The following is a 20,657-nucleotide window of genomic DNA, read 5'->3' as shown; positions in this document are numbered from 1 at the left end:
GCCCCGGCTTCCACTCCCGGACGGAGGCCGGGGCAACCTCTTCGCCCTACGGGCGTGCCCTCAAGCGCCGGACGGGCTTGATATTTCCCGCCCAGCCACCCGTTCTGCCGGGCTGGTTCCGTACCGAGACCCATCGTCAAGGGGGACGACCTCGTCATGCTCGACCACCTCATCAAGGGCGCGACCGTAGTCGACGGAACCGGCGCCCCCGCCCGCCCCGCCGACGTAGGCATCCGGGACGGGCGCATAGCCGTCATCGCCGAACCCGGCACCGTCACCGAGCCGGCCACGACCAGCGAAGACGCCCGCGGCCGTGTCCTCGCGCCCGGATTCGTCGACCCGCACACGCACTACGACGCCCAGCTGTTCTGGGACCCGTATGCCACCCCCTCCCTGAACCACGGCGTGACCACCGTCGCCGGGGGCAACTGCGGCTTCACCCTTGCCCCGTTGAACCCGGAGCGGCCCGAGGACGCCGACTACACGCGGCGGATGATGTCCAAGGTCGAGGGCATGTCCCTGGTCGCGCTCGAAGAGGGCGCGCCCTGGTCGTGGAATTCCTTCGGCGAGTATCTCGACGCCCTGGAAGGGCGCGTCGCCGTGAACGCGGGCTTCATGGTGGGGCATTGCGCGCTGCGGCGGTACGTCATGGGCGCCGACGCCGTCGGCGGGCAGCCGACTCCCGAGCAGCTTGACGCCATGCTGCGGCTCTTCCACGACGCGATGGACGCCGGTGCCTGGGGGCTCTCCACCACCCAGTCGTCCACCCACTCCGACGGCGACGGGCAGCCCGTCGCCTCGCGGCACGCCGAGCCGGAGGAGCTGCTCGCGCTCAGCCGGGCCGTCGCCGAGCACGAGGGGACGCAGCTCGAGGCGATCGTCGCCGGGTGCCTCGACCAGTTCAGCGACGACGAGATCGACCTCTTCGTCGAGATGAGCGCCGCCGCCGGGCGGCCCCTCAACTGGAATGTCCTCACCATCGACTCAGCCGTCCCCGAACGCGTGCCGCGCCAGCTGATCCCCAGCGAGCGCGCCCGTAAGGCGGGCGGCCGGATCGTCGCGCTCACCATGCCGATCCTCACGCCGATGAACATGTCCCTGGGCACCTTCTGCGCGCTGAACCTGATCCCCGGATGGGGAGACGTGCTCGGCCTCCCCGTCCCCGAGCGCATCGCGAAGCTCCGCGACCCGGACGTCCGGGCGGAGATGCTGCGGCGCGCCGACAGCAAGGAGGCCGGGGTCTTCCGGCGGCTCGCGCACTTCGACCGGTACGTCATCGGGGACACGTACTCCAAGGAGAACGAGGGCCTCACGGGGCGCATCGTCGGCGACATCGCCGCCGAGCGCGGCCAGGAGCCCTTCGCCTGCCTCGTCGAGATCTGCGCCAACGACGAGCTGCGTACGGTCCTGTGGCCGATGCCCTCCGACAACGACCCCGACTCGTGGACCCTGCGCCAGGAGACCTGGCAGCACGAGGACGTCATGCTGGGCGGCTCCGACGCGGGCGCGCACCTGGACCGGATGTGCGGCGCCCCGTACACGACCCGGTTCATCGGGGACTGTCTGCGGGGCCGCAAGCTGGTCGGTCTGGAGGAGGCGGTGAAGATGCTGACCGACGATCCCGCCCAGCTCTTCGGGCTGCGGGACCGCGGGCGCGTCCAGGAGGGGTTCCACGCCGACCTCGTCCTCTTCGACCCCGAACGCATCGACGCCGGCAAGGCCACCCTCGTGCACGACCTGCCCGGCGACAGCCCCCGCCTCGACTCGAAGGCCATCGGCATCAACGCCGTCTGGGTCAACGGCGTCGAGGCGATCCGCGAGGACGTGGTGACCGGCGCGACGCCCGGCACCGTGCTGCGGTCCGGCCGTGACACGAGGACGGTGAGCACGAAGTGACCGATCCACGGGAGCAGAAGCTCTTCATCGGCGGGGAGTGGGTCGCGCCCGACGGCGGCCACTACGAGGTGATCAACCCGGCGACCGAGGGCGTCGTCGGCCTCGCCCCCGAGGCGAGCCGCGCCCAGGTGCACCAGGCGGCCGCCGCCGCGCGCGAGGCCTTCGCCACCTGGTCGCGGACGACGCCCGAGGAGCGGGCCGTGGTCCTGGACCGGGCGGCGGACATCATGCAGCGCGATATCGCGTCGTACGCCGAACTCGCCCAGGCCGAGACCGGCGCGACGACCGGGACGGCGCGCGGGATGCAGGTCGCGGTGTCGGTGGCGCGCTTCAAGCGGTACGCGAAGGGCGCCCTTGAGCCGACCGAATCGGCTCTCCCTCCGCAGATCAACGAGGCCGGACCGATGGGCAGGGCGGGCGTCGTGGGGGCGCTCGCCGTCCGTCAGCCGGTGGGCGTGGTCACCTGCATCACCTCGTACAACAATCCCTGGGCCAATCCCGCGGGCAAGGTCGCGCCCGCCCTGGCCATGGGGAACACGGTGGTGGTGAAGCCCGCGCCGCAGGATCCGCTGTCGGTGTACGGGATGGCGGCGGCCCTTGCGGAGGCGGGGGCGCCGGCGGGTGTGGTGAACGTGGTGTCGGGTGCCCGCCCGGAGGTGGGCGAGGCGGCCGTGGACTCGCCGGACGTCGACATGGTCAGCTTCACCGGCTCGACCTCGGTGGGGCAGCGGATCGCGGAGGTCTGCGGCCGTGACATGAAGCGGCAGCTGATGGAGCTGGGCGGCAAGGGCGCGGCGCTCGTCCTGGAGGACGCGGACCTGGACTCGGCGGTGGCGGGGATCGGCACGACGTACGCCTTCTACAGCGGCCAGATCTGCACGGCCCCGACGCGGGTGATCGCGCACCGGTCGGTCTACGAGGCGCTGATCGAGAAGCTGACGGGCTACATCGGCTTCATGAAGGTCGGCGACCCGCGGGAGAAGGGGACGATCGTCGGCCCGGTGATCTCGGCGGCGCACCGGGACCGGATCGAGTCGTACGTGGAGCTGGGGCGCAAGGAGGGGGCGCGGGTGGTCGCGGGCGGCGAGCGCCCGGCGTTCGACAAGGGCTTCTACGTCGCCCCGACGCTCCTCGCCGACTGCACGAACGACATGCGGGTGGTCCGGGAGGAGATCTTCGGGCCGGTGGTGGTCGTCGTGCCCTTCGACGAGGAGGAGGAAGGCATCGCGCTGGCCAACGACAGCGACTACGGCCTGATCGACTACGTCTGGTCGGCGGACGTGTCCCGCGCCTTCCGTGTGGCGCGGCGGCTGCGGGCGGGCGGGGTCGGCGTGAACACCATCGCGCGGAACATGGAGGCGCCGTTCGGGGGCTTCAAGAAGAGCGGGGTGGGGCGGGACGTGGGCTCGTACGCGCTGCACGCGTACAGCGAGCTGCAGTCGATCGTGTGGCCGGGGTGAGGCCGTGGCGCAGGGGGTGAGAAGTCACTCGGGAAAATTTTGAAACGGGCAAAACGGACAGTGCTGCGGTTCCCGCATACCGGACGGTTTGAGATTTGCCTGGCGATGGGTGGTCAGTCTGTTTAGTTCAACATGCAATCAATGGTAGCTGTCCCGATTCGCCCATGGATTGCAAGCCGCAAGATCCGGACGTCCTTACTCCGGATATGGAAACCGCAGGACTTAACGTCCTGTTCATGAGCCAGTTGGACGTACGGCCCCGGGCCGGAGACACGGTAAGCGGCGCCCCGGAAGGGGGCGTACGCGCCAAGGGCCTGGGCGGGAACTCCGTCGGCCTCATGGGCAGCGCCGTCATCGGCATCTCGACCGTCGCCCCCGTCTACTGCCTGACGTCGACCCTCGGCTCCACGGCCGGCGAGGTCGGCCTGGCGATGCCCGCGGTCTTCCTCGCGGGCTTCCTGCCGATGCTCCTGGTGGCCTTCGCCTACCGCGAGCTCAACAAGGCCATGCCCGACTGCGGCACGTCCTTCACCTGGACCGTCAAGGCCTTCGGCCCCCGCATCGGCTGGATGTGCGGCTGGGGCCTGGTCATCGCGACGATCATCGTCCTGTCGAACCTGGCGGGCGTCGCGACCTCGTACTTCTGGCTCCTGGCGGGCGAGATCACGAGCAACGACTCGATCGCCGCCCTGGACGACAACAAGGCCGTCCACATCGTCACGTGCCTGGCCCTGATCGCGGCGGCGACCGCGATCAGCTACCGGGGGATGACGGCCACCAAGGGCGTCCAGTACCTCCTGGTGGGACTCCAGCTCGTGGTCCTCGCCCTGTTCGTGGTCATGGCCCTGAACAAGGCCAAGAGCGGCGATATCGCCGGTTCCATGGACTTCTCCTGGTCCTGGCTGAACCCGTTCTCCGTGCAGTCCTTCGGCGCCTTCACGGCCGGTCTCTCGCTGTCGATCTTCATGTTCTGGGGATGGGACGCCTGCCTGACCGCCAATGAGGAGACCACCGGCAGCGAGAAGACCCCCGGCCGGGCCGCGCTCATCTCGATGGTCGTCCTGATCGGCTCCTACCTCGCCACCGGCATCGCCGCCCAGATGGCCGTCGGCTCCGGCGACAAGGGCCTCGGCCTCGCCAACCCGGACACCTCCGACAACGTCTTCGCCGCGCTCGCAGGACCCATCATGGGCAACGGCCTGGGCATCCTGCTCTTCGTCGCCGTCCTCGCGTCGGCCGCCGCGAGCCTGCAGACGACGTTCATCCCGGTGGCCCGCACCGTCCTCGCCATGTCGGCGTACGAGGCGCTGCCCGCGTCCTACTCGCGCGTGCACCCCCGCTTCAAGACCCCCGGCCGCGCCACGGTCGTCGCGGGCGTCGCGACCGGCGTGTTCTACACGGTCATGACCCTGGTCTCCGAGCACGTCCTGGTCGACACGATCTACGCGCTCGGCCTCATGATCTGCTTCTACTACGCGCTGACGGCCTTCGCCTGCGCCTGGTACTTCCGCCGCGAGCTGTTCTCGTCCGTGCGCGACTTCGCCTTCAAGGGCTTCTTCCCGGTCTTCGGCGGCATCCTGCTGACCGCCGTCTTCGTCAAGACCCTCGTGGACATGTGGAACCCGGACTACGGCAGCGGCTCCTCGGTCTTCGGCGTCGGCTCGGTCTTCGTGATCGGCGTGGGCCTGCTGCTGCTCGGCGTGGTGCTCATGCTGGTGATGGGCCGCAAGAGCCCGGCGTTCTTCCGGGGCGAGGTCCTGAAGCGGGACACCCCGGCGCTGGTCGTCGCGGACTGACGCCCAGGCCGACCGCACTACTCCGCCCCCGCTGACTCCCCTGCAGCGGGGGCGGAGCTGTGCCCGCCCTGCTCTGTGCGCTCCAGGCGCTTCAGGCGCTCCAGACGCCCTAGGCGTCACCCAGGAAGATCGGGTTCGTGAACGCCGCCAGCGGTCCCGGCAGGCCCGTCACCACCGGTGCGCGGCGGATCTCCGCACGGACGTAGGCGGCGTACGAAGCCGTCGTGCGCCACTGTGCCGTGCCCGAGCCGGATTCCGGCAGGGGCGGGGAGGTGAACAGGACCCCCTGGTCCGTCACGAAGCGGATCGTGCAGCCGGGGGTGCCCGTGGCGTCCAGGCGGACCGTCACCGGGGCGTCGCGGTCCACGTGGAGGCGCTCGCCGATGCCCGCCTGCCTGCCCCTGCCGCCCGTCGCCGTGAACGTCAGGGACACGTTCTTGGACTCCGCCACGTAGCTGTGGCCCGCGCGGATGCCCGCCTGGACCGCCTCGCGGGTCAGGTCGTCGGCAAGGACCACCGTCTGCGGGCTGCCCACCGGGTCGGGGTCGCGGTGGGCGTCGCTGTTGCCCATCGCCGGGATCCACGGCTTCCCGCCGCGCACCGACGCCACCAGCGTGCTGTCCCAGTCGGCCAGGGACACCTCGTCGTCCGGGGTGTACGCGCCGTTCCACACCTCCACCGCGTCCGCCTCGCCGAAGCCGAACTTCCAGTTGCAGCCGACGCAGGTGGCGTGCGGGTGCGCGGGGACGACCAGGCCGCCCGCTTCGCGGATCTCGCGGGCGTACTTGCCGAAGCGGTTGTCGCGGGCCCGGTAGCGCCAGTCGACGAACGTGCCGGGGTCCGTGCCGAGGGCGACCACGTGGCCGTTGCGCGTGGTGACCTCCTCGCCGAGCATCACGAGCAGGTCGTCGCCCGCCACGTCGGACCAATGGGCGTGCGCGGAGTGGGTGTTGTGCTCGGAGGAGTTGATGAAGTCCAGGCCGGCCGCGCGCGCGAGCGCCGCGATCTCGGCCGGGGTGCGCCGGCCGTCCGAGTACCAGGAGTGCAGGTGGCAGTCGCCCCGGTACCAGGCCCTGCCCCGGCCCTTCGCGCGGTCCGGCGGGTAGACGGGGCGAGGCGTGCTGCCGGGCTTCCCGTACTTGAGGGTGATCGTCACCTCGTACGGGAGCCCTTCGGGGGCGACCGTGTAGGGGCCGAGCGCGATGTTCCAGGTGCCCGCCTTGACCGGGCCCGGGAGGTAGCCCGGCGTCGCGTCGTCGGCGCGGATGAAGAACTCCGTGCGCGCGCCGCCCGACCAGCCCCGGAAGCCCTTGCCGCCGAGTGCGGTGCCGCGCTGGTCGAAGACGCCGATGTCGAGCGCGTTGTTCGGGGTGCCCGCCGGGACCGTCGCCTTCTCGTACTTGTACGCGACGTGGATCTCCCGTACGCCGTCGGGGACTTCGACCGGCAGATACACGAAGTCGGGCGACCCGGTGGGCAGCGTGCCGCGCACCACCTTGGTCTCGTCGGCACTTCCGGATTCCCGCCCTGCGGCGCTCGCGAAGCTCACGCTGTTCAACGTAAGCGCGGCGGCGGCTCCCGTCACGAGCAGTCCGCGCCGGTTCAGGGGCGTGTCGGTGGCTCTGCTGCGGTGCTGTTCGTCCTCGCACATGTGTCGGCTCCCCAGGGTGTCGGAAGGGACTGCAGGGCAACCCTGGTATTCAGCCGCTAACTTCCGGTCAAGGGAAGGCAATTGACAGATTTACGGGCGGTGACGCCCGTCCGGTCAGGCGCGCGCGCCCGCCCGCCCAAGGAGCGCCGCGGTCTCGTCGTGGTAGCCGTGCAGCGCCCAGTACAGCGGGGTGTTGCCCTTGCCGTGGTCCTCCCGGAGGTTGGGGTCGGCACCCCCCGCGAGGAGCGCGCCGACCGCCTCGGTGTGGCCCCAGCAGGCGGCCCCGCACAGGGGAGTGCCCTGGTCGCCGTGGCCGCTCTCCGCGTCGGGGTCGGCGCCTGCCGCGAGCAGCGCCCGCACGATGCGGGCCTCGCCCTGGACGGACGCGACGTACAGGGGCGTCGAACCGGCGGGGTCGGGCGTGCGGGGGTCGGCGCCCGCGCGCAGCAGCGATTCCACCTCGGAGGGCAGGCCGAGGAGCGCGGCCAGTACCAGGCGTTTCGTCAGCTTCTTGCGGCGCCTTCTGTTCATGCGGGGCAGCGTAGTTCGGCGGCCGCACGAGGTGGTCGGATTTTCCGCTCCCCCGAGCGGCGGAGGCGTACGGCGCGTGATCGGCCCGTACGCCGATGTGGCGGGGGCGCCCCCGTCAGCAGCATGGTCCGCATGATGAAGCTGAGCGCGCTGCCCGATGTCCCCCGGTGGGCCGTACTGGCGGCGCACGCCGTCCCGCTGGTGACTCTTCCCTCCGCCCTGTGGCGCGTGGCCCTGGTCCTCGGGCTCCCGGTGGCCGAGGAGCCGTTCCCCGGCGGCTGGCAGACGCCGTACGTCCTGGGGCTCAGCGTCGTCTCGGAGTGCCTGGCGCTGCTGACCCTTGGCCTGGTGCGGGGGTGGGGCGAGGTGGTGCCGCGCTGGGTGCCGCTGCTCGGCGGGCGCAGGGTGCGGACGATGGCGGCGGTGGTCCCGGCGGCACTGGGGGCGGCCGGACTGCTGGGCCTGGTGGGCTGGTTCGTGTACGCCGCCGTGGCGGGCCTGGGCTCCGGGGTCACCGACGGCCCGCTCCAGCAGGCGGTCCTCGTCGCCTGCTATCTGCCTCTGGTGGCGTGGCCTCCGCTGCTGATCGCGGTGACGGCGGCGTATTACCGGAGGCGGACGCGGCCGGTTCGGGGATTGGCCGTGGCCTCGGCATGGACTCCGCCGGCGCAGGCGGTTACTAAGTGAGCCACCCGAGCAACCGGAGGCCATCCATGCACGTAGCCGCCACCCTCTACCTCACCGACGAGACCATCACCCCCACCCGCCTGGCCCGAGAGCTGGAGCAGCGCGGCTTCGGCGGGCTCTACCTGCCCGAGCACTCCCACATTCCCGTCCCCCGCGAAACCCCCTACCCCGGCGGTGAACTCCCGCCCGAGTGCGCCCGGATGCTCAACCCCTTCGTCGCCCTCGCGCAGGCCGCCGCCGTCACGGAGAGCCTCGCCCTCGGCACCAACATCACCCTCGTCGGCCAGCACGACCCGATCGACCTCGCCAAGCAGATCGCCACCCTCGACCATCTCTCCGGCGGCCGCTTCACCCTCGGCATCGGCTACGGCTGGAACCGCGAGGAGGCCGCCGACCACGGCGTCGACTGGCGGACGCGGCGGGCGCTCGTGCGGGACCGGATGGCCGTCATGCGGGCTCTGTGGGCGCCGGAACCCACCGCGTACGCGGGGGAGTTCGCGAGCGTGCGGGCCAGCGACGTGTTCCCGAAGCCCCGGCGCGCTCCCCGCGAGCGCAAGGACGGGCCACTGCACGGACCCCGCACCCTCGTCGGCGGCGCCGCGGGCCCCAGGCTCTTCGCGCACATCGCCGAGTACGCCGACGGCTGGCTGCCCATCGGCGGCGCGGGCCTGGGCGCCTCGCTCCCCGCGCTCCGTGCGGCCTGGGCGGACGCGGGCCGCGCGCCCGACGACCTGTACGTCGCCCTCTCGGCGGTCGAGCCGACCGAGGGCAAGCTCGCCCACTACGCGGAACTCGGCGTCGACGAGGTCATCGTGCAGCTCCCCGCACGCGGGGAGAGCGAGGTGCTCGGGGCCCTCGACGGATTCGCGCGGTACCTGTAACCGGCATTGACCTGTAGCTGTTTCTGCCGGTGCTCGCTCGTATGCTCGGGGGCATGACCAACAGCGCGCCGCAGGACCCAGGCCCTCAGGAGTCGGCCCCCGGGCAGGACCGACCCACTGCCAACGCCATGCGCCGTGCCCTCAAGCGCGCCAGGGACGGCGTCGCGCTCGACACCGCGGAAGCCGCCGTGCTGCTCCAGGCGCGGGGCGCCGACCTGGAGGACCTCGCGGCGTCCGCCGCGCGGGTGCGCGACGCGGGCCTGGAGGCGGCGGGTCGCCCCGGAGTCATCACGTACTCGAAGAGCGTTTTCATACCGCTCACCCGCCTGTGCCGGGACAAGTGCCACTACTGCACCTTCGCGACGGTCCCCGGCAAGCTGCGCCGCGCCGGCCATGGCATGTTCATGTCCCCGGACGAGGTCCTGGACATCGCGCGCCGCGGTGCCGAACTGGGCTGCAAGGAAGCCCTGATCACCCTCGGCGACAAGCCCGAGGACCGCTGGCCGGAGGCGCGGGAGTGGCTGGAGGCGGAGGGGTACGACGACACGATCGCGTACGTCCGTGCCATCTCGATCCGCATCCTGGAGGAGACGGGTCTGCTGCCGCACCTCAACCCGGGCGTCATGACCTGGACGGACTTCCAGCGGCTCAAGCCGGTCGCGCCCAGCATGGGCATGATGCTGGAGACGACCGCCGAGCGCCTCTGGTCCGAGCCCGGCATGCCGCACCACGGCTCGCCCGACAAGGAACCGGCCGTCCGGCTGCGGGTGTTGGAGGACGCGGGCCGCTCCTCCGTGCCGTTCACCAGCGGGCTGCTCATCGGGATCGGCGAGACCTACGAGGAGCGCGCGGAGTCGCTGTTCGCGCTGCGCCGCGTGTCGAGGTCGTACCACGGCATCCAAGAGCTGATCATCCAGAACTTCCGCGCGAAGCCGGACACGGCGATGCGCGGCATGCCGGACGCGGAGATCGACGACCTCGTCGCCACCATCGCCGTCGCCCGGCACATCATGGGCCCCGCCGGCAATCTCCAGGCGCCGCCCAACCTCGTCGACGGGGAGTACGCCCGTCTCATCGGCGCGGGCATCGACGACTGGGGCGGCGTCTCGCCCGTCACGATCGACCACGTGAACCCCGAGAAGCCCTGGCCCCAGCTGGACGAGCTGGCCGAGAAGTCGGCGGCCGCGGGCTTCCGCCTGGAGGAACGGCTGTGTGTGTACCCGGAGTTCGTGCAGCGCGGTGAGCCGTGGCTCGACCCGAGGCTGCTGCCCCACGTGCGGGCGCTCGTCGACCCCGAGACGGGGCTCGCGCGGCCGGACGCGGTCGTGGAGGGCCACGCCTGGCAGGAGCCCGACGAAGGGTTCGTCGCCTCGTCGTCCGGGCGGACGGATCTGCACCGCACCATCGACACGACGGGTCGTACGTCCGACCGGCGCGACGACTTCGACGAGGTGTACGGCGACTGGGACGCCCTGCGCGAGCAGGCCGCGCCCGGCATGGTGCCGTCCCGGATCGACGGGGACGTCCGCGAGGCCCTCGCGACGGCCGCCGACGACCCGACGAAGCTGACCGACGCGCAGGCGCTGACCCTGCTGCACGCGGACGGGCCCGCGCTCGACGCGCTGTGCTCCATCGCGAACGACGTACGCAAGTCGGTGGTCGGGGACGACGTCACGTACATCGTCACGCGGAACATCAACTTCACGAACGTCTGCTACACCGGCTGCCGCTTCTGCGCCTTCGCCCAGCGCAGGACGGACGCGGACGCGTACACGCTCTCCCTGGACCAGGTCGCCGACCGGGCCCAGCAGGCGTGGGAGGTGGGCGCCACCGAGGTGTGCATGCAGGGCGGCATCCACCCGGACCTGCCGGGCACGGCGTACTTCGACATCGCGAAGGCGGTGAAGGAGCGGGTGCCGGGCATGCATGTGCACGCGTTCTCGCCGATGGAGGTCGTCAACGGCGCGTCCAGGACCGGCCTTTCGATCCGTGAGTGGCTGACCGCCGCCAAGGAGGCGGGCCTGGACTCGATTCCGGGCACGGCGGCGGAGATCCTCGACGACGAGGTGCGCTGGGTCCTGACCAAGGGCAAGCTGCCGACGGCGACGTGGATCGAGGTGGTGAAGACCGCGCACGAGCTGGGCATCCGGTCGTCGTCCACGATGATGTACGGGCATGTGGACCAGCCGCGGCACTGGCTCGGCCACTTCCGCACGCTGGCCGCGATCCAGCAGGAGACCGGCGGCTTCACGGAGTTCGTGACGCTGCCGTTCATCCACACCAACGCGCCGGTGTACCTGGCGGGGATCGCCCGCCCCGGCCCGACCACCCGCGACAACCGCGCGGTCGTCGCCATGGCCCGGCTCCTGCTGCACCCGCACATCCCGAACATCCAGACCAGCTGGGTGAAGCTCGGCACGGAGGGCGCCGCGGAGATGCTCCGCTCGGGCGCCAACGACCTGGGCGGCACGCTGATGGAGGAGACCATCTCCCGGATGGCGGGCTCCAGTTACGGCTCGTACCGCTCGGTGAAGGACCTGGTGGCCATCGCGGAGGCGGCAGGCCGGCCCGCGAGGCCGCGGACGACGCTGTACGGAGAGGTGCCGCTGGAGCGGCAGGAGGCGGCCGCCGCGTCGGACGGCCACCTCCCGGAGCTGCTGCCGGTGCTGGACTGACCGGCTTCTTACGGGCGTCGGCTCAGCGGGCGAACTTGCCGCCGAAGAGGGCGCCCTCTTCGGCGGTGCCCAGCGAGGACGGGCTGAACGACGTGATGTTCGTCGTCACCAGACCGTTCTTGGAGCCGCGCAGCAGCCAGCTCGCGCCCGAGTCCTTGAGCGTGCCGTCCTCGCGGGGCGCGCCCACGGCCAGGTCGGCGCGGTTGTTGTTGTTCACGTCGGACAGCTGGACCGAGGTGCCGAAGGCGTCGTCGCCCTCCGAGACGCCGGGGACGCCCGCGGTGGACTGGTTGAACGCCTGGGCTCCGGTGCCGGTCAGGCCGGTCGCGCCGCCCTTGAGGAGGACGATCGCGCCGGTGTCGCCGGCGTCGCCGAGGTCCTCGCCGGGCACGCCCACCGCGATGTCCGGGTAGCCGTCGCCCGTGACGTCACCGGCGGAGATCGAGTAGCCGAACTGGTCGCCGTAGTCGTTCAGGTCCCAGTCGCCCTCCTCGCCCACGCCGGGGACGCCCGCGGTGTCCTGGGTGATCTTCTTGGTGCGGTCGGAGAGACCGGACTTGGCGCCGTAGACGACACGGACGGCGCCCGCGTCGTAGTCCTGCATCTCGGAGACCTGGTCCACCTCGCGGGCCACCAGGTCGCCGTACCCGTCCTGGTCCACGTCGGCGATGACGCCGTCGACGGTGAACTTGCCGGTCGGCGTGGAGGCGCCGGTGAAGCCTTCCTTGGTGCCCTTCCACAGGCGCGAGGAGTACTGCATCTCCTCGAAACCGTGGCTGGTGACCAGGTCGTCGATGCCGTCGCCGGTCATGTCGCCCACGATGATGCCGCCGGGGCCGTCGTCGCCCTGCTCCAGGTTCTTGCTGGAGGCGGGCTTCCCGTCGCGGGTGAACGGGCCGAATCTGGTCTCCAGGCCGGTGCGGGAGTTGGCGAGGAGGTCGGTCTTGCCGTCGCCGTTGAAGTCGCCTGCCTTCAGGTCCCAGCCGGACTCGCCGGGCAGCTGCGAGACGCCGGTGAGGCCGTGGGCGGAGCCCCAGAGCACGACGTCGTAGGGGGCGTTGTTCACGACGAGGTCGGTGTAGCCGTCGCCGTCGAGGTCTCCGGTGGTGGTACGCCAGCCGAAGCCGCCGTCCTGCTCGGGGGCGCCCGGCACTCCGGCGGTGGCGCGGCTGATCTGCTTGGCGGTGGCGGTGTCGGCGCCCGCCGCCGATCCGTACACGACCGATATGTATCCGGCGTTCTTCTTGCCGTCGACGGTGCCTCCGGGGGCGGCGACGGCCAGGTCGGCGTACCCGTCGTGGTTGAAGTCGGTCACCGGCGTGCGGTGCGGCACGGGCGCGGCCCCGGCGGAACCGCTGGTCGCCACGACGGCGAGCGGCGTCGCGATCGCGGTGACCGCGACGGCGGCGATGAGTGAACGGCGCACTGATCCTCCTGTGGGGAAACTTCTGTGACACAAGGGAGACCAGTGCCTCGGGCGAATGGTTGTGCACCACAGGTTCACCCTCCGGACAGCGGCAGTTGGCGATCGGGCGCGGGCCGGGAATCAGGCCCCCCGCGCGGGCGTCGCGGTGGAAGACTGTGCGCAGGGCAGAGGGCATCGCGGATGCACGGGTATTCGGGGGAGGTGCGGCCCATGGCGTCCGGGTCTTCGGAGCGGCGGCCGTCCATGCAGGAGCTGATCCGCCGCCGCAGGCGTGCCGGGTTCGTCGGACGCCGTGACGAACTCGCCGCGTTCCGGGAGAACTTCGACCTGCCGGTGGACGACGAGCGGCACCGCTTCCTGTTCCATGTGCACGGCAACGCGGGCGTCGGAAAGACGTCCCTGGTACGGGAGTTGGAGCAGCTGGCCCGCGACCGGGGCGCGCTGACGGCGTACGTCGACGAGGTGGCCGGCAGTGTGCCCGAGGCGCTGGCCGTGATCGGCGAGCAGTTCGCCCGCCAGGGCCGCAGGTTCAAGGACCTGGAGCGGCTCCTTGCGGCGCACCGCGACCGGCGGCACGAGGCGGAGGCGGCGTCGGTCACGGCCCTGGAGCCGCCGCAGGCCGGGCCGGACTCCGAGGCGGGGGGAGGGGTGCAGCCGCCGCCCTCGACGGGCAGCATGGCCGTGGCCCGCGCCAGCCTGGTCGGGCTCGGTCTGGTGCCGGGCGTCGGGGCCTTCGCCGGGGCGGTCGACCCGGCCCAACTCGCCCAGGGGGCCGACCGGTTGAGGGCAGGTCTGAGCGCCCGGTTCCGCAGCCAGGAGGACGTCCAGCTGGTCCTCACCCCGGAGCGGGTCCTCACGCCTGTCCTGCTCACGGAGCTCGCGGGGGCCGCGGAGTCGGCGCCCTGGATCGTGCTCTTCTTCGACACGTACGAGATCACCGCGCCGATCCTGGACGGCTGGCTGCACGAGGTCATGACGACCGAGCGGTACGGCGCGCTGCCCCCCAACGTGGTCGTCGTGACCGCCGGCCGGGGGCCCGTCGACGTGGCCCGCTGGGGCGGCCACGCCGACTTCATCGCGGACGTGCCGCTCGGCCCGTTCACCGAGCTGGAGGCGCGCTGGCTGCTCGCCAACAAGGGAGTGGAAGCGGAACCGGTCGTCGAGGAGGTGCTCCGGCTGACCGGGGGCCTGCCCGTCCTGGTGTCCATGCTCGCCGAGGGCCGCCCCGCAGACCTCGACGACGTGACCGACCCGAGCGCCACCGCCGTCGAGCGGTTCCTGAAGTGGGAGGCGGACCCGGTGCGGCGGGCGGCGGCGCTGGCCTGCGCGCTGCCCAGGCGGCTCGACGGCGATGTCTTCCGGGCGGCCGTGGACTGCGCGGACGATGAGGCGCCGGGGCTCTTCGGCTGGCTGCGCGGGCTGCCGTTCGTCAACAGCCGCGGGGACCGGGTGCAGTACCACGCGGTGGTGCGCGCGCCGATGCTGCGGCTGCAGCGGCACCACTCGCCGCGCGGCTGGGCCCAGCAGCAGGAGCGGCTCGCACAGACGTACGCGGCATGGCGCGCGGAGGCCGAACAGGGCGTCACCGAGGACGACTTGTGGGGCGACGACGCGTGGTGGGAGCTGCGGCTCTCCCAGACGTACCACCTGCTGTGCGCCGATCCGCGCGGTGCGCTGCCGGGCGCGCTGCGGGCGGCGGTGGACGCCTGCGACCGGGGCGAGGCCATGGCGCGGCGGTGGGCGCAGCTCCTCGCGGAGGCCGGGGAGGACGCCGAGGCGGAGGGCGTGGGCCAGTGGGGGCGCGATCTCCTGGCCGTCCTCGCGCAGGGCTCACCGGTCGACGCGCTGGGCCTCCTCGTCGACCGGGCCGGGCTCGACCACCGGGGCCAGGCGCTCTGCCGCACTCTGCGCGGCCGTGATCTGCGCGAGGCGGGGGAGTACGACCGGGCGCTCGTCGAGTACGACCGGGCGATCGAGCTCGATCCGGAGCAGGAGCGGGCCTTCTACGGCCGGGGGTTCACGCACAAGCTGCAAAACGACTTCCCGGCCGCGCTCGCCGACCTGGACCGTGCGTACGCCCTTGATCCCGACGCCGACGGGATTCTCGCCCTGCGGGGCGAGACCCACCGGCTGATGGAGAACTTCGAGACGGCGATCGCGGATCTGGACCTGGCGATCGAGAAGTCCCCCTCGGACCCGATGCCCTGGGCCGACCGCGGGGTCTGCCGGCAGGCCCTCGGCTCGCTCGACGCGGCGCTCGCAGACCTGGACCGGGCGATGGAACTCGACCCCGAGTACGCGTGGGCGCTCGTGCACCGGGCCGGGGTGTGGCGCGACCGGGGCGACAACGAACGGGCCGTCGCGGACCTCGACCACGCGGTCGATCTCGCGCCCGACTCGGCGTGGGTCGTCGGCATGCGGGCCGAGGGGCTGCGGCTCGCGGGCCGCTGGCAGGAGTCGATCGACGCGTACGACAGGGCGATCGAGCTGATGCCGGACTACGCGAGCGCGTACGCGGGCCGGGGGCTCAGCCGCTCGTTCCTCGACGAGGACGAGGCGGCGCTCGCCGACCTGGACCGGGCCCTGGAGCTCAAGCCGGACTACGCCTGGGCGCTGGGCCAGCGCAGCCGGACGCACTGCGACCTGGACGACTACGAACGGGCGCTGGCCGACGCGGACCGCGCGCACACCCTGCAGCCGGGCGAGGCCTGGTACCTGTACTGCCGTGCGGACGCGCTGTACTACCTGGACCGGGACGACGAGGCGCTCGCGGATCTGGACCGGGCCGTCGAGGCCGACCCCGACTTCGCGCTCGCCCGCTGCGAGCGCTCGGTGATCCTGCACGAGCGGGGCCGCTACCGGGAGGCGCTGGCGGATCTGGACCGGACCGTGGAGCTGGAGCCCGACTCGGCGTGGTTCACCATGCGGCACGCGCTGACCTGCCTGGCCACCGGCCGGATCGAGCAGGCGCTCGCCGATGCCGTGCACTACAGCGCGATCAGCTCCGACTCGTCGTGGGGGCATGAGTACGCGGCGCGCTGCCAGCTGCGGCTTGGCCGGCCCGAGGCGGCCCTCGCGGAGATCGCCGCGGCGGTGGCGTGCGGGGCGGAGGAGTCGGTGCTGCTTGAGGAGCTGTCCGACGTGTACCGCAGGACGGGCCGCTGGGGGGCGGCCCGCGAGGCGGCCCGCCGGATGGGCGACGAGTGGGACCGGCTCGGCTATCTGGCGATGGCGGAGACGGGGGAGCGGGGCGTGGCGGCGGCGCGTCCGCTGTGGGACAGGGTGGCCGACCGGCTGGGCCGGGTGGACGGTGATCCGGGGGACTTCGAGGGAGCCGCGGTCCTGGTCGCGGCCGTCCGATCGGACTGGGCCGCTCTCGACGCGCATCTCGGGAGCCTCGTCGCGTCCGACCCGGGGTGGGGGTATCTGGCCGAGGGCGCCGACCTCCTCGCGGAACTCCTGCGGGCGCCGGGCGTCGACCGCGCGCGTCTCGCGCCCCGCCTGGGGATGCTGCGGGCGGCGATGGAGGAGGTGCGGGGGCGGTACGCGTGAGGGCGCCGCGGACCAGGTGTCCCGCAGCTCGGAGGTGAGCGTTCCGCAGGTCTGAAGAGAACGGGCGGGATACGAAAAGGCCTGGTGAACGCCGGTCAAAAGTGACCTGCGGGGCGACTCTTCAGATATCGCATCGACCCTGATTCGGCCGTTCCCGGTCGATTACAGTGCTGCGGAGATGCGCAGGGGGAGAGCAGGGGAGGAGGTGCGGTGAGCACCGCAGCAGCCACCGGAGTCTGGGGCCGCGCCGAGCAGCAGGACTTCCGCAGCCGGGTGCGCGGCACGCTGCTCGGAGCCGCCGTCGGCGACGCGCTCGGGGCGCCGGTCGACGGGCTGAGCCTCGCCGGGATCCGGGAGGCGCACGGCAGCGACGGACTCACCGAACCCGCCCCCGCGCACGGCAGGCGCGGCGCGGTCACCGCGGCCACCCAGCTCACCCTCTTCACCGTGGACGGACTCATCCGTGCCCAGGTGCGGCGCGACACCGGGGCCTGGCATCCGCCGACCGATCTGCACCGGGCGTACCGGAGGTGGGCCGCCACCCAGAGCGACTGGGGGCCCGACGAGCGGCGCAAGGAGGACGGCTGGCTCGCCCGCGAGGAGTGGCTGTACTCGCGGCGCTCGCCCGCGCGGGCCTGCCTGGTGGGGCTCGCGGACGAGACGATGGGCACCCTGGAGTCCCCGAAGAACCCGGAGGCGAAGGGCAGCGGCGCGGTCACCCGGTCCGCGCCGTTCGGGCTGCTCGTGGGCTGGGAGCCACAGCTGGTGCTGCAGCTCGCCGTGGAGTGTGCCGTACAGACCCACGGTCATCCGACCGCGCATCTGGCCGCGGGCGCGCATGCCGTCCTGGTGCACGGCTTGGCCCGCGGGGAGTCCCTGGACGGGGCGATCCAGCGGGCCCTCGCCCTGCTGGCCACGAGGCCGGGCCACCAGCCGGTCACCGACGCGCTGAAGCACGCCCTCGGCGCGGTCCGCCAAGGCATGCCGACCCCGGCCAGGGTCGAGGAACTCCTCGGCGACGGCTCCGCGGAGGGCGCGCTCGGCGCCGCCGTGTACTGCGCCCTGGTCGGCGAGGACATCCGCCACGGCCTGCGCCTCGCCGTGAACCACAGCGGCGCGTCGGCGGCGACGGGCGCGCTGTGCGGGGCCCTGCTGGGAGCCCTGCACGGAGAGACGGCCCTCCCCCCGTCCTGGCTGACGGAACTGGAGGGCCGCCCCACCATCCTGGAGCTGGCGGACGATTTCGCGATGGAGATGACCCAGGGCCCGGCGCTGCACGGCCCGGCGGTCTCGTCACCGGGGTGGCTGGCGCGGTATCCGCGGTAGGGCCGGCGCGGTATCCGCCGTAGCCACCCCGGCCACCGCCTAGCGCCCGGCGGGGGGCGCCCCCACGGCGTCGTCCCCCGCGTCCGCCGGCGCCGGAACGGCCGCCGCACCGGCGGAACCGTCCGTGTTGACCTTCTCGATGATCGCGTCCCGCTCCGGGGTGTCCTCCGGCTTCACCATGCCGATCAGGACGTACAGGACCAGCGAGACGGCGAGGGGGATGGAGACCTGGTACTCCAGGGGGACCCCGCCCTCCACGTTCCAGTTGATCGGGTAGTTGACCAGCCAGAAGGCCAGCAGCCCCATCGACCAGCTCGTCAGCGCCGCCGTCGGGCCCGACCTGCGGAACGGCCGCAGCAGGCCCAGCATCATCGGGATCGCGATCGGACCCATCAGGCCCGCCACCCACTTGATGACGACGGTGATGATGTCCTTGAAGGTGGGGGAGTTGACCTGCGTCGCCACCGCCATGGACAGGCCCAGGAAGATCACCGTCGTCAGCCGCGCCGCGATCAGCCCCGAGCGCTCGTTCCACTGCCGGGCCTTCTTGCTCAGGACCGGCGCCACGTCCCGCGTGAACACCGCCGCGATGGCGTTCGCGTCCGACGAGCACATGGCCATCGTGTGCGAGAAGAAACCGACGATGACCAGGCCCAACAGGCCGTGCGGGAGCAGCTGTTCGGTCATCAGGCCGTACGCGTCGGACCCGTCCGGATTCTTCGCGTCGACCAGCAGCGGCGACATCCACATCGGGAAGAACAGGACCACCGGCCACACCAGCCACAGGGCAGCCGAGAGCCGGGCCGAGCGCGCCGCCTCCTTCGGGCTCGCGGTCGCCATGTACCGCTGCGCCTGGTTCAGCATGCCGCCGTTGTACTCGAAGAGCTTGATGAACAGGAACGCGAGCAGGAAGACCGTCCCGTACGGGCCGACCAGCGGCTTTCCGTGTCCCGCCAGCTCCGGCTGGTCCCAGGCGCCGAAGAAGCCCCCGTGCTCGTCGAGTTTGAGGACGACGGCCACGAACATCGCGATGCCCGCGAAGAGTTGGATGATGAACTGGCCCAACTCCGTGAGCGCGTCCGCCCACAGACCGCCGATCGTGCAGTACACCGCGGTGATCGCGCCGGTGATCAGGATGCCCTGGTTGAGCGAGACGCCGGTGAAGACCGACAGCAGCGTCGCGATCGCCGCCCACTTCGCGCCCACGTCCACGATCTTCAGGAGCATCCCGGACCAGGCGAGCGCCTGCTGGGTGGGGAGGTTGTAGCGGTTCTTCAGGTATTCGAGCGGCGACGCCACATGCAGCCGTGACCGCAGCCGGTTGATGCGCGGCGCGAACAGCCGCGCGCCGATCGCGATGCCGAGCGCGATCGGGAAGGACCAGGTGACGAAGGACGTCACGCCGTAGGTGTACGCGATGCCGGCGTACCCGGTGAACATCACCGCGCTGTACCCGGACATGTGGTGCGAGATGCCCGAGAGCCACCAGGGCATCTTGCCGCCCGCGGTGAAGAAGTCGCTGACGTTGTCCACGCGCTTGTGGGACCAGATGCCGATCGCGACCATGACGCCGAAGTAGCCGATGAGCACGGCCCAGTCGAGACTGTTCATGTGCCCCCTCCAGGGGTCCGCCTTGTGAACTGCGCTGAACTGCGCTGACATGCCGTGCACTTCGCCAGTTTCGTGACATACAGGACGTGGTTGGCCTGGAAGTGCCCGCTCATGGTGGGTTCGGCCGCGCGCCGCGGACAACCGCCCGTGAGGTCAAGAGCAAGTAAAATCGTTCTGTTTGCTGACCTCCGTTCACATATTTGACCCGATCGGCGGTCATCGCCTCCGCGTCTTGGGGCATGAGAAAGCCGTACGGGAGGCAAGTCCCGTACGGCTGTGGAGAGTTCCGCGGCGCCGCCGCTAGCGCATCAGCTCCCCCGCGTTCACCAGCAGCGACTGCCCCGTGATCGACCGGGCCCGGTCCGACGCCAGGAACACCGCCGCGTCCGCGACGTCCCCGTCCGTGGCCAGCTCCGGCAGCGCCATCCGCGCCGCGAGCCGTTCCCGGACCTCTTCCTCCGGTACGCCCTCGGTGTGCGCGGTGAACTGGACGTACGCCTCGACCGGCGGGCCCCACATCCAGCCGGGCAGCACCGTGTTGACCCGGATGCGATCGGGTCCGACCTCGTGCGCCAGCGAGTACATCGCCGACGTCAGTGCCCCCTTCGACGCCGCGTACGCCGCCTGGCGGACCTGCGAGGGTGCGGCGACGGCCGACTGCGTACCGATGAAGACGACCGAACCGCCCCGCTCCTTGAGCGCCGGCAGGCAGGCCCGCGTCATCCGCAGCGTACCGAGCAGATTGACGTCGATGACCTGCTGCCACGTCGCGAAGTCCGCGTCCTGGACGCCCCCGAAGTAGCTGTCCCAGGCGGCCACATGGACCACCGAGTCGATCCCGCCGAACCGCTCACGGGCGAGTGCGGCCAGGGCCTCGCACTGCGCCTCGTCGGTGATGTCCGTCGGGCGGTACGCGGTGTGCGTGCCGTCCGGGTCGATCTCCGCGGCCGACTTGGCGAGGTTCGCCTCCGTGCGCGCCCCGAGGACGGCACGGCCGCCGTCGCGCACCACGGCGGCCGCCACCTGATGGCCGAGCCCGGCGCCGACTCCCGAGACGACGACGGTCTTTCCTTCGAGGAGCGACGACGGCATGGGGCGCCTCCCGGCTATGGCAGTTTTGCTGACGGGGCGTCAGAGTATGGGCGTCCACCGGAGGAAGGAAGAG

13 protein-coding genes are annotated in these 20,657 nt (G+C 71.8%); 8 read left to right on the top strand and 5 right to left on the bottom strand.

Annotation, left to right across the window (positions count from 1 at the left end):
- The first annotated feature begins 156 nt into the window (after positions 1 to 156).
- From ACIBKX_RS31290 to ACIBKX_RS31280, 3 genes are all read left to right on the top strand, one after another.
- Complete coding sequence (locus ACIBKX_RS31290) at positions 157 to 1,896, top strand: D-aminoacylase (protein WP_363269927.1); 1,740 nt, start codon at positions 157 to 159, stop codon at positions 1,894 to 1,896.
- Complete coding sequence (locus ACIBKX_RS31285; protein ID WP_363269928.1) at positions 1,893 to 3,356, top strand: aldehyde dehydrogenase family protein; 1,464 nt, start codon at positions 1,893 to 1,895, stop codon at positions 3,354 to 3,356. The genes ACIBKX_RS31290 and ACIBKX_RS31285 overlap by 4 nt, the downstream gene beginning before the upstream one ends.
- 236 nt (positions 3,357 to 3,592) lie before the next feature.
- On the top strand, positions 3,593 to 5,152 hold the full coding sequence (locus ACIBKX_RS31280) for an APC family permease (RefSeq protein WP_363269929.1): 1,560 nt from the start codon (positions 3,593 to 3,595) through the stop codon (positions 5,150 to 5,152).
- 109 nt (positions 5,153 to 5,261) lie between these two features.
- Here the strand turns inward: ACIBKX_RS31280 and ACIBKX_RS31275 are convergent, their stop codons facing one another.
- Positions 5,262 to 6,803, bottom strand: a complete 1,542-nt coding sequence (locus tag ACIBKX_RS31275) for a CehA/McbA family metallohydrolase (RefSeq protein ID WP_363269930.1) — start codon at positions 6,801 to 6,803, stop codon at positions 5,262 to 5,264.
- Between the two features lie 114 nt (positions 6,804 to 6,917).
- Entirely contained in the window at positions 6,918 to 7,334 is a 417-nt protein-coding gene (locus ACIBKX_RS31270; RefSeq protein ID WP_363269931.1) for an ankyrin repeat domain-containing protein, read from the bottom strand.
- Between the two features lie 132 nt (positions 7,335 to 7,466).
- Here ACIBKX_RS31270 and ACIBKX_RS31265 point away from each other — a divergent pair, with 132 nt between their 5' ends.
- The 3 genes from ACIBKX_RS31265 to ACIBKX_RS31255 are packed head-to-tail and all read left to right on the top strand — an operon-like array spanning position 7,467 to position 11,577.
- Positions 7,467 to 8,021 (top strand): hypothetical protein, encoded by a 555-nt coding sequence (locus ACIBKX_RS31265; RefSeq protein ID WP_363269932.1) that lies wholly within the window; start codon positions 7,467 to 7,469, stop codon positions 8,019 to 8,021.
- Positions 8,022 to 8,047: 26 nt separating this feature from the next.
- Positions 8,048 to 8,902: an LLM class F420-dependent oxidoreductase gene (locus ACIBKX_RS31260; RefSeq protein ID WP_363269934.1), complete on the top strand. Its 855-nt coding sequence runs from the start codon at positions 8,048 to 8,050 to the stop codon at positions 8,900 to 8,902.
- Positions 8,903 to 8,955: 53 nt separating this feature from the next.
- Entirely contained in the window at positions 8,956 to 11,577 is a 2,622-nt protein-coding gene (locus ACIBKX_RS31255) for a bifunctional FO biosynthesis protein CofGH (RefSeq protein ID WP_363269935.1), read from the top strand.
- A gap of 22 nt (positions 11,578 to 11,599) precedes the next feature.
- Here the strand turns inward: ACIBKX_RS31255 and ACIBKX_RS31250 are convergent, their stop codons facing one another.
- Positions 11,600 to 13,003 carry an FG-GAP-like repeat-containing protein gene (locus ACIBKX_RS31250; RefSeq protein ID WP_363269936.1) on the bottom strand — a complete coding sequence of 468 codons (1,404 nt, stop codon included), beginning with the start codon at positions 13,001 to 13,003 and terminating at the stop codon, positions 11,600 to 11,602.
- A 210-nt stretch (positions 13,004 to 13,213) separates the two neighbouring features.
- On the opposite strand from ACIBKX_RS31250, the gene ACIBKX_RS31245 reads away from it, so the two are divergent.
- Positions 13,214 to 16,555, top strand: a complete 3,342-nt coding sequence (locus tag ACIBKX_RS31245) for a tetratricopeptide repeat protein (protein WP_363269937.1) — start codon at positions 13,214 to 13,216, stop codon at positions 16,553 to 16,555.
- A 210-nt stretch (positions 16,556 to 16,765) separates the two neighbouring features.
- On the top strand, positions 16,766 to 17,881 hold the full coding sequence (locus ACIBKX_RS31240; RefSeq protein ID WP_363269938.1) for an ADP-ribosylglycohydrolase family protein: 1,116 nt from the start codon (positions 16,766 to 16,768) through the stop codon (positions 17,879 to 17,881).
- A gap of 39 nt (positions 17,882 to 17,920) precedes the next feature.
- Here the strand turns inward: ACIBKX_RS31240 and ACIBKX_RS31235 are convergent, their stop codons facing one another.
- Together ACIBKX_RS31235 and ACIBKX_RS31230 are read right to left on the bottom strand one after the other, a co-directional pair.
- On the bottom strand, positions 17,921 to 19,492 hold the full coding sequence (locus ACIBKX_RS31235; RefSeq protein WP_363269939.1) for a sodium:solute symporter family protein: 1,572 nt from the start codon (positions 19,490 to 19,492) through the stop codon (positions 17,921 to 17,923).
- Between the two features lie 300 nt (positions 19,493 to 19,792).
- Positions 19,793 to 20,584, bottom strand: coding sequence for an SDR family oxidoreductase (locus ACIBKX_RS31230; protein ID WP_363269940.1), 792 nt, complete (start codon positions 20,582 to 20,584; stop codon positions 19,793 to 19,795).
- Positions 20,585 to 20,657 lie beyond the last annotated feature (73 nt).

The sequence above is a fragment of the Streptomyces sp. NPDC050658 genome (genome assembly GCF_044457025.1).
Taxonomy (GTDB): domain Bacteria; phylum Actinomycetota; class Actinomycetes; order Streptomycetales; family Streptomycetaceae; genus Streptomyces.
This window is presented reverse-complemented; position numbering and strand designations above follow the sequence as displayed.

What these genes read in the sequence shown, in the direction of transcription:
- ACIBKX_RS31290 (WP_363269927.1), top strand. Translation starts at nt 157, where the DNA reads ATGCTCGACCACCTCATCAAGGGCGCGACCGTAGTCGACGGAACCGGC.
- ACIBKX_RS31280 (WP_363269929.1), top strand. Translation starts at nt 3,593, where the DNA reads ATGAGCCAGTTGGACGTACGGCCCCGGGCCGGAGACACGGTAAGCGGC.
- ACIBKX_RS31275 (WP_363269930.1), bottom strand. Translation starts at nt 6,803, where the DNA reads ATGTGCGAGGACGAACAGCACCGCAGCAGAGCCACCGACACGCCCCTG.
- ACIBKX_RS31270 (WP_363269931.1), bottom strand. Translation starts at nt 7,334, where the DNA reads ATGAACAGAAGGCGCCGCAAGAAGCTGACGAAACGCCTGGTACTGGCC.
- ACIBKX_RS31265 (WP_363269932.1), top strand. Translation starts at nt 7,467, where the DNA reads ATGATGAAGCTGAGCGCGCTGCCCGATGTCCCCCGGTGGGCCGTACTG.
- ACIBKX_RS31260 (WP_363269934.1), top strand. Translation starts at nt 8,048, where the DNA reads ATGCACGTAGCCGCCACCCTCTACCTCACCGACGAGACCATCACCCCC.
- ACIBKX_RS31255 (WP_363269935.1), top strand. Translation starts at nt 8,956, where the DNA reads ATGACCAACAGCGCGCCGCAGGACCCAGGCCCTCAGGAGTCGGCCCCC.
- ACIBKX_RS31245 (WP_363269937.1), top strand. Translation starts at nt 13,214, where the DNA reads ATGGCGTCCGGGTCTTCGGAGCGGCGGCCGTCCATGCAGGAGCTGATC.
- ACIBKX_RS31235 (WP_363269939.1), bottom strand. Translation starts at nt 19,492, where the DNA reads ATGAACAGTCTCGACTGGGCCGTGCTCATCGGCTACTTCGGCGTCATG.
- ACIBKX_RS31230 (WP_363269940.1), bottom strand. Translation starts at nt 20,584, where the DNA reads ATGCCGTCGTCGCTCCTCGAAGGAAAGACCGTCGTCGTCTCGGGAGTC.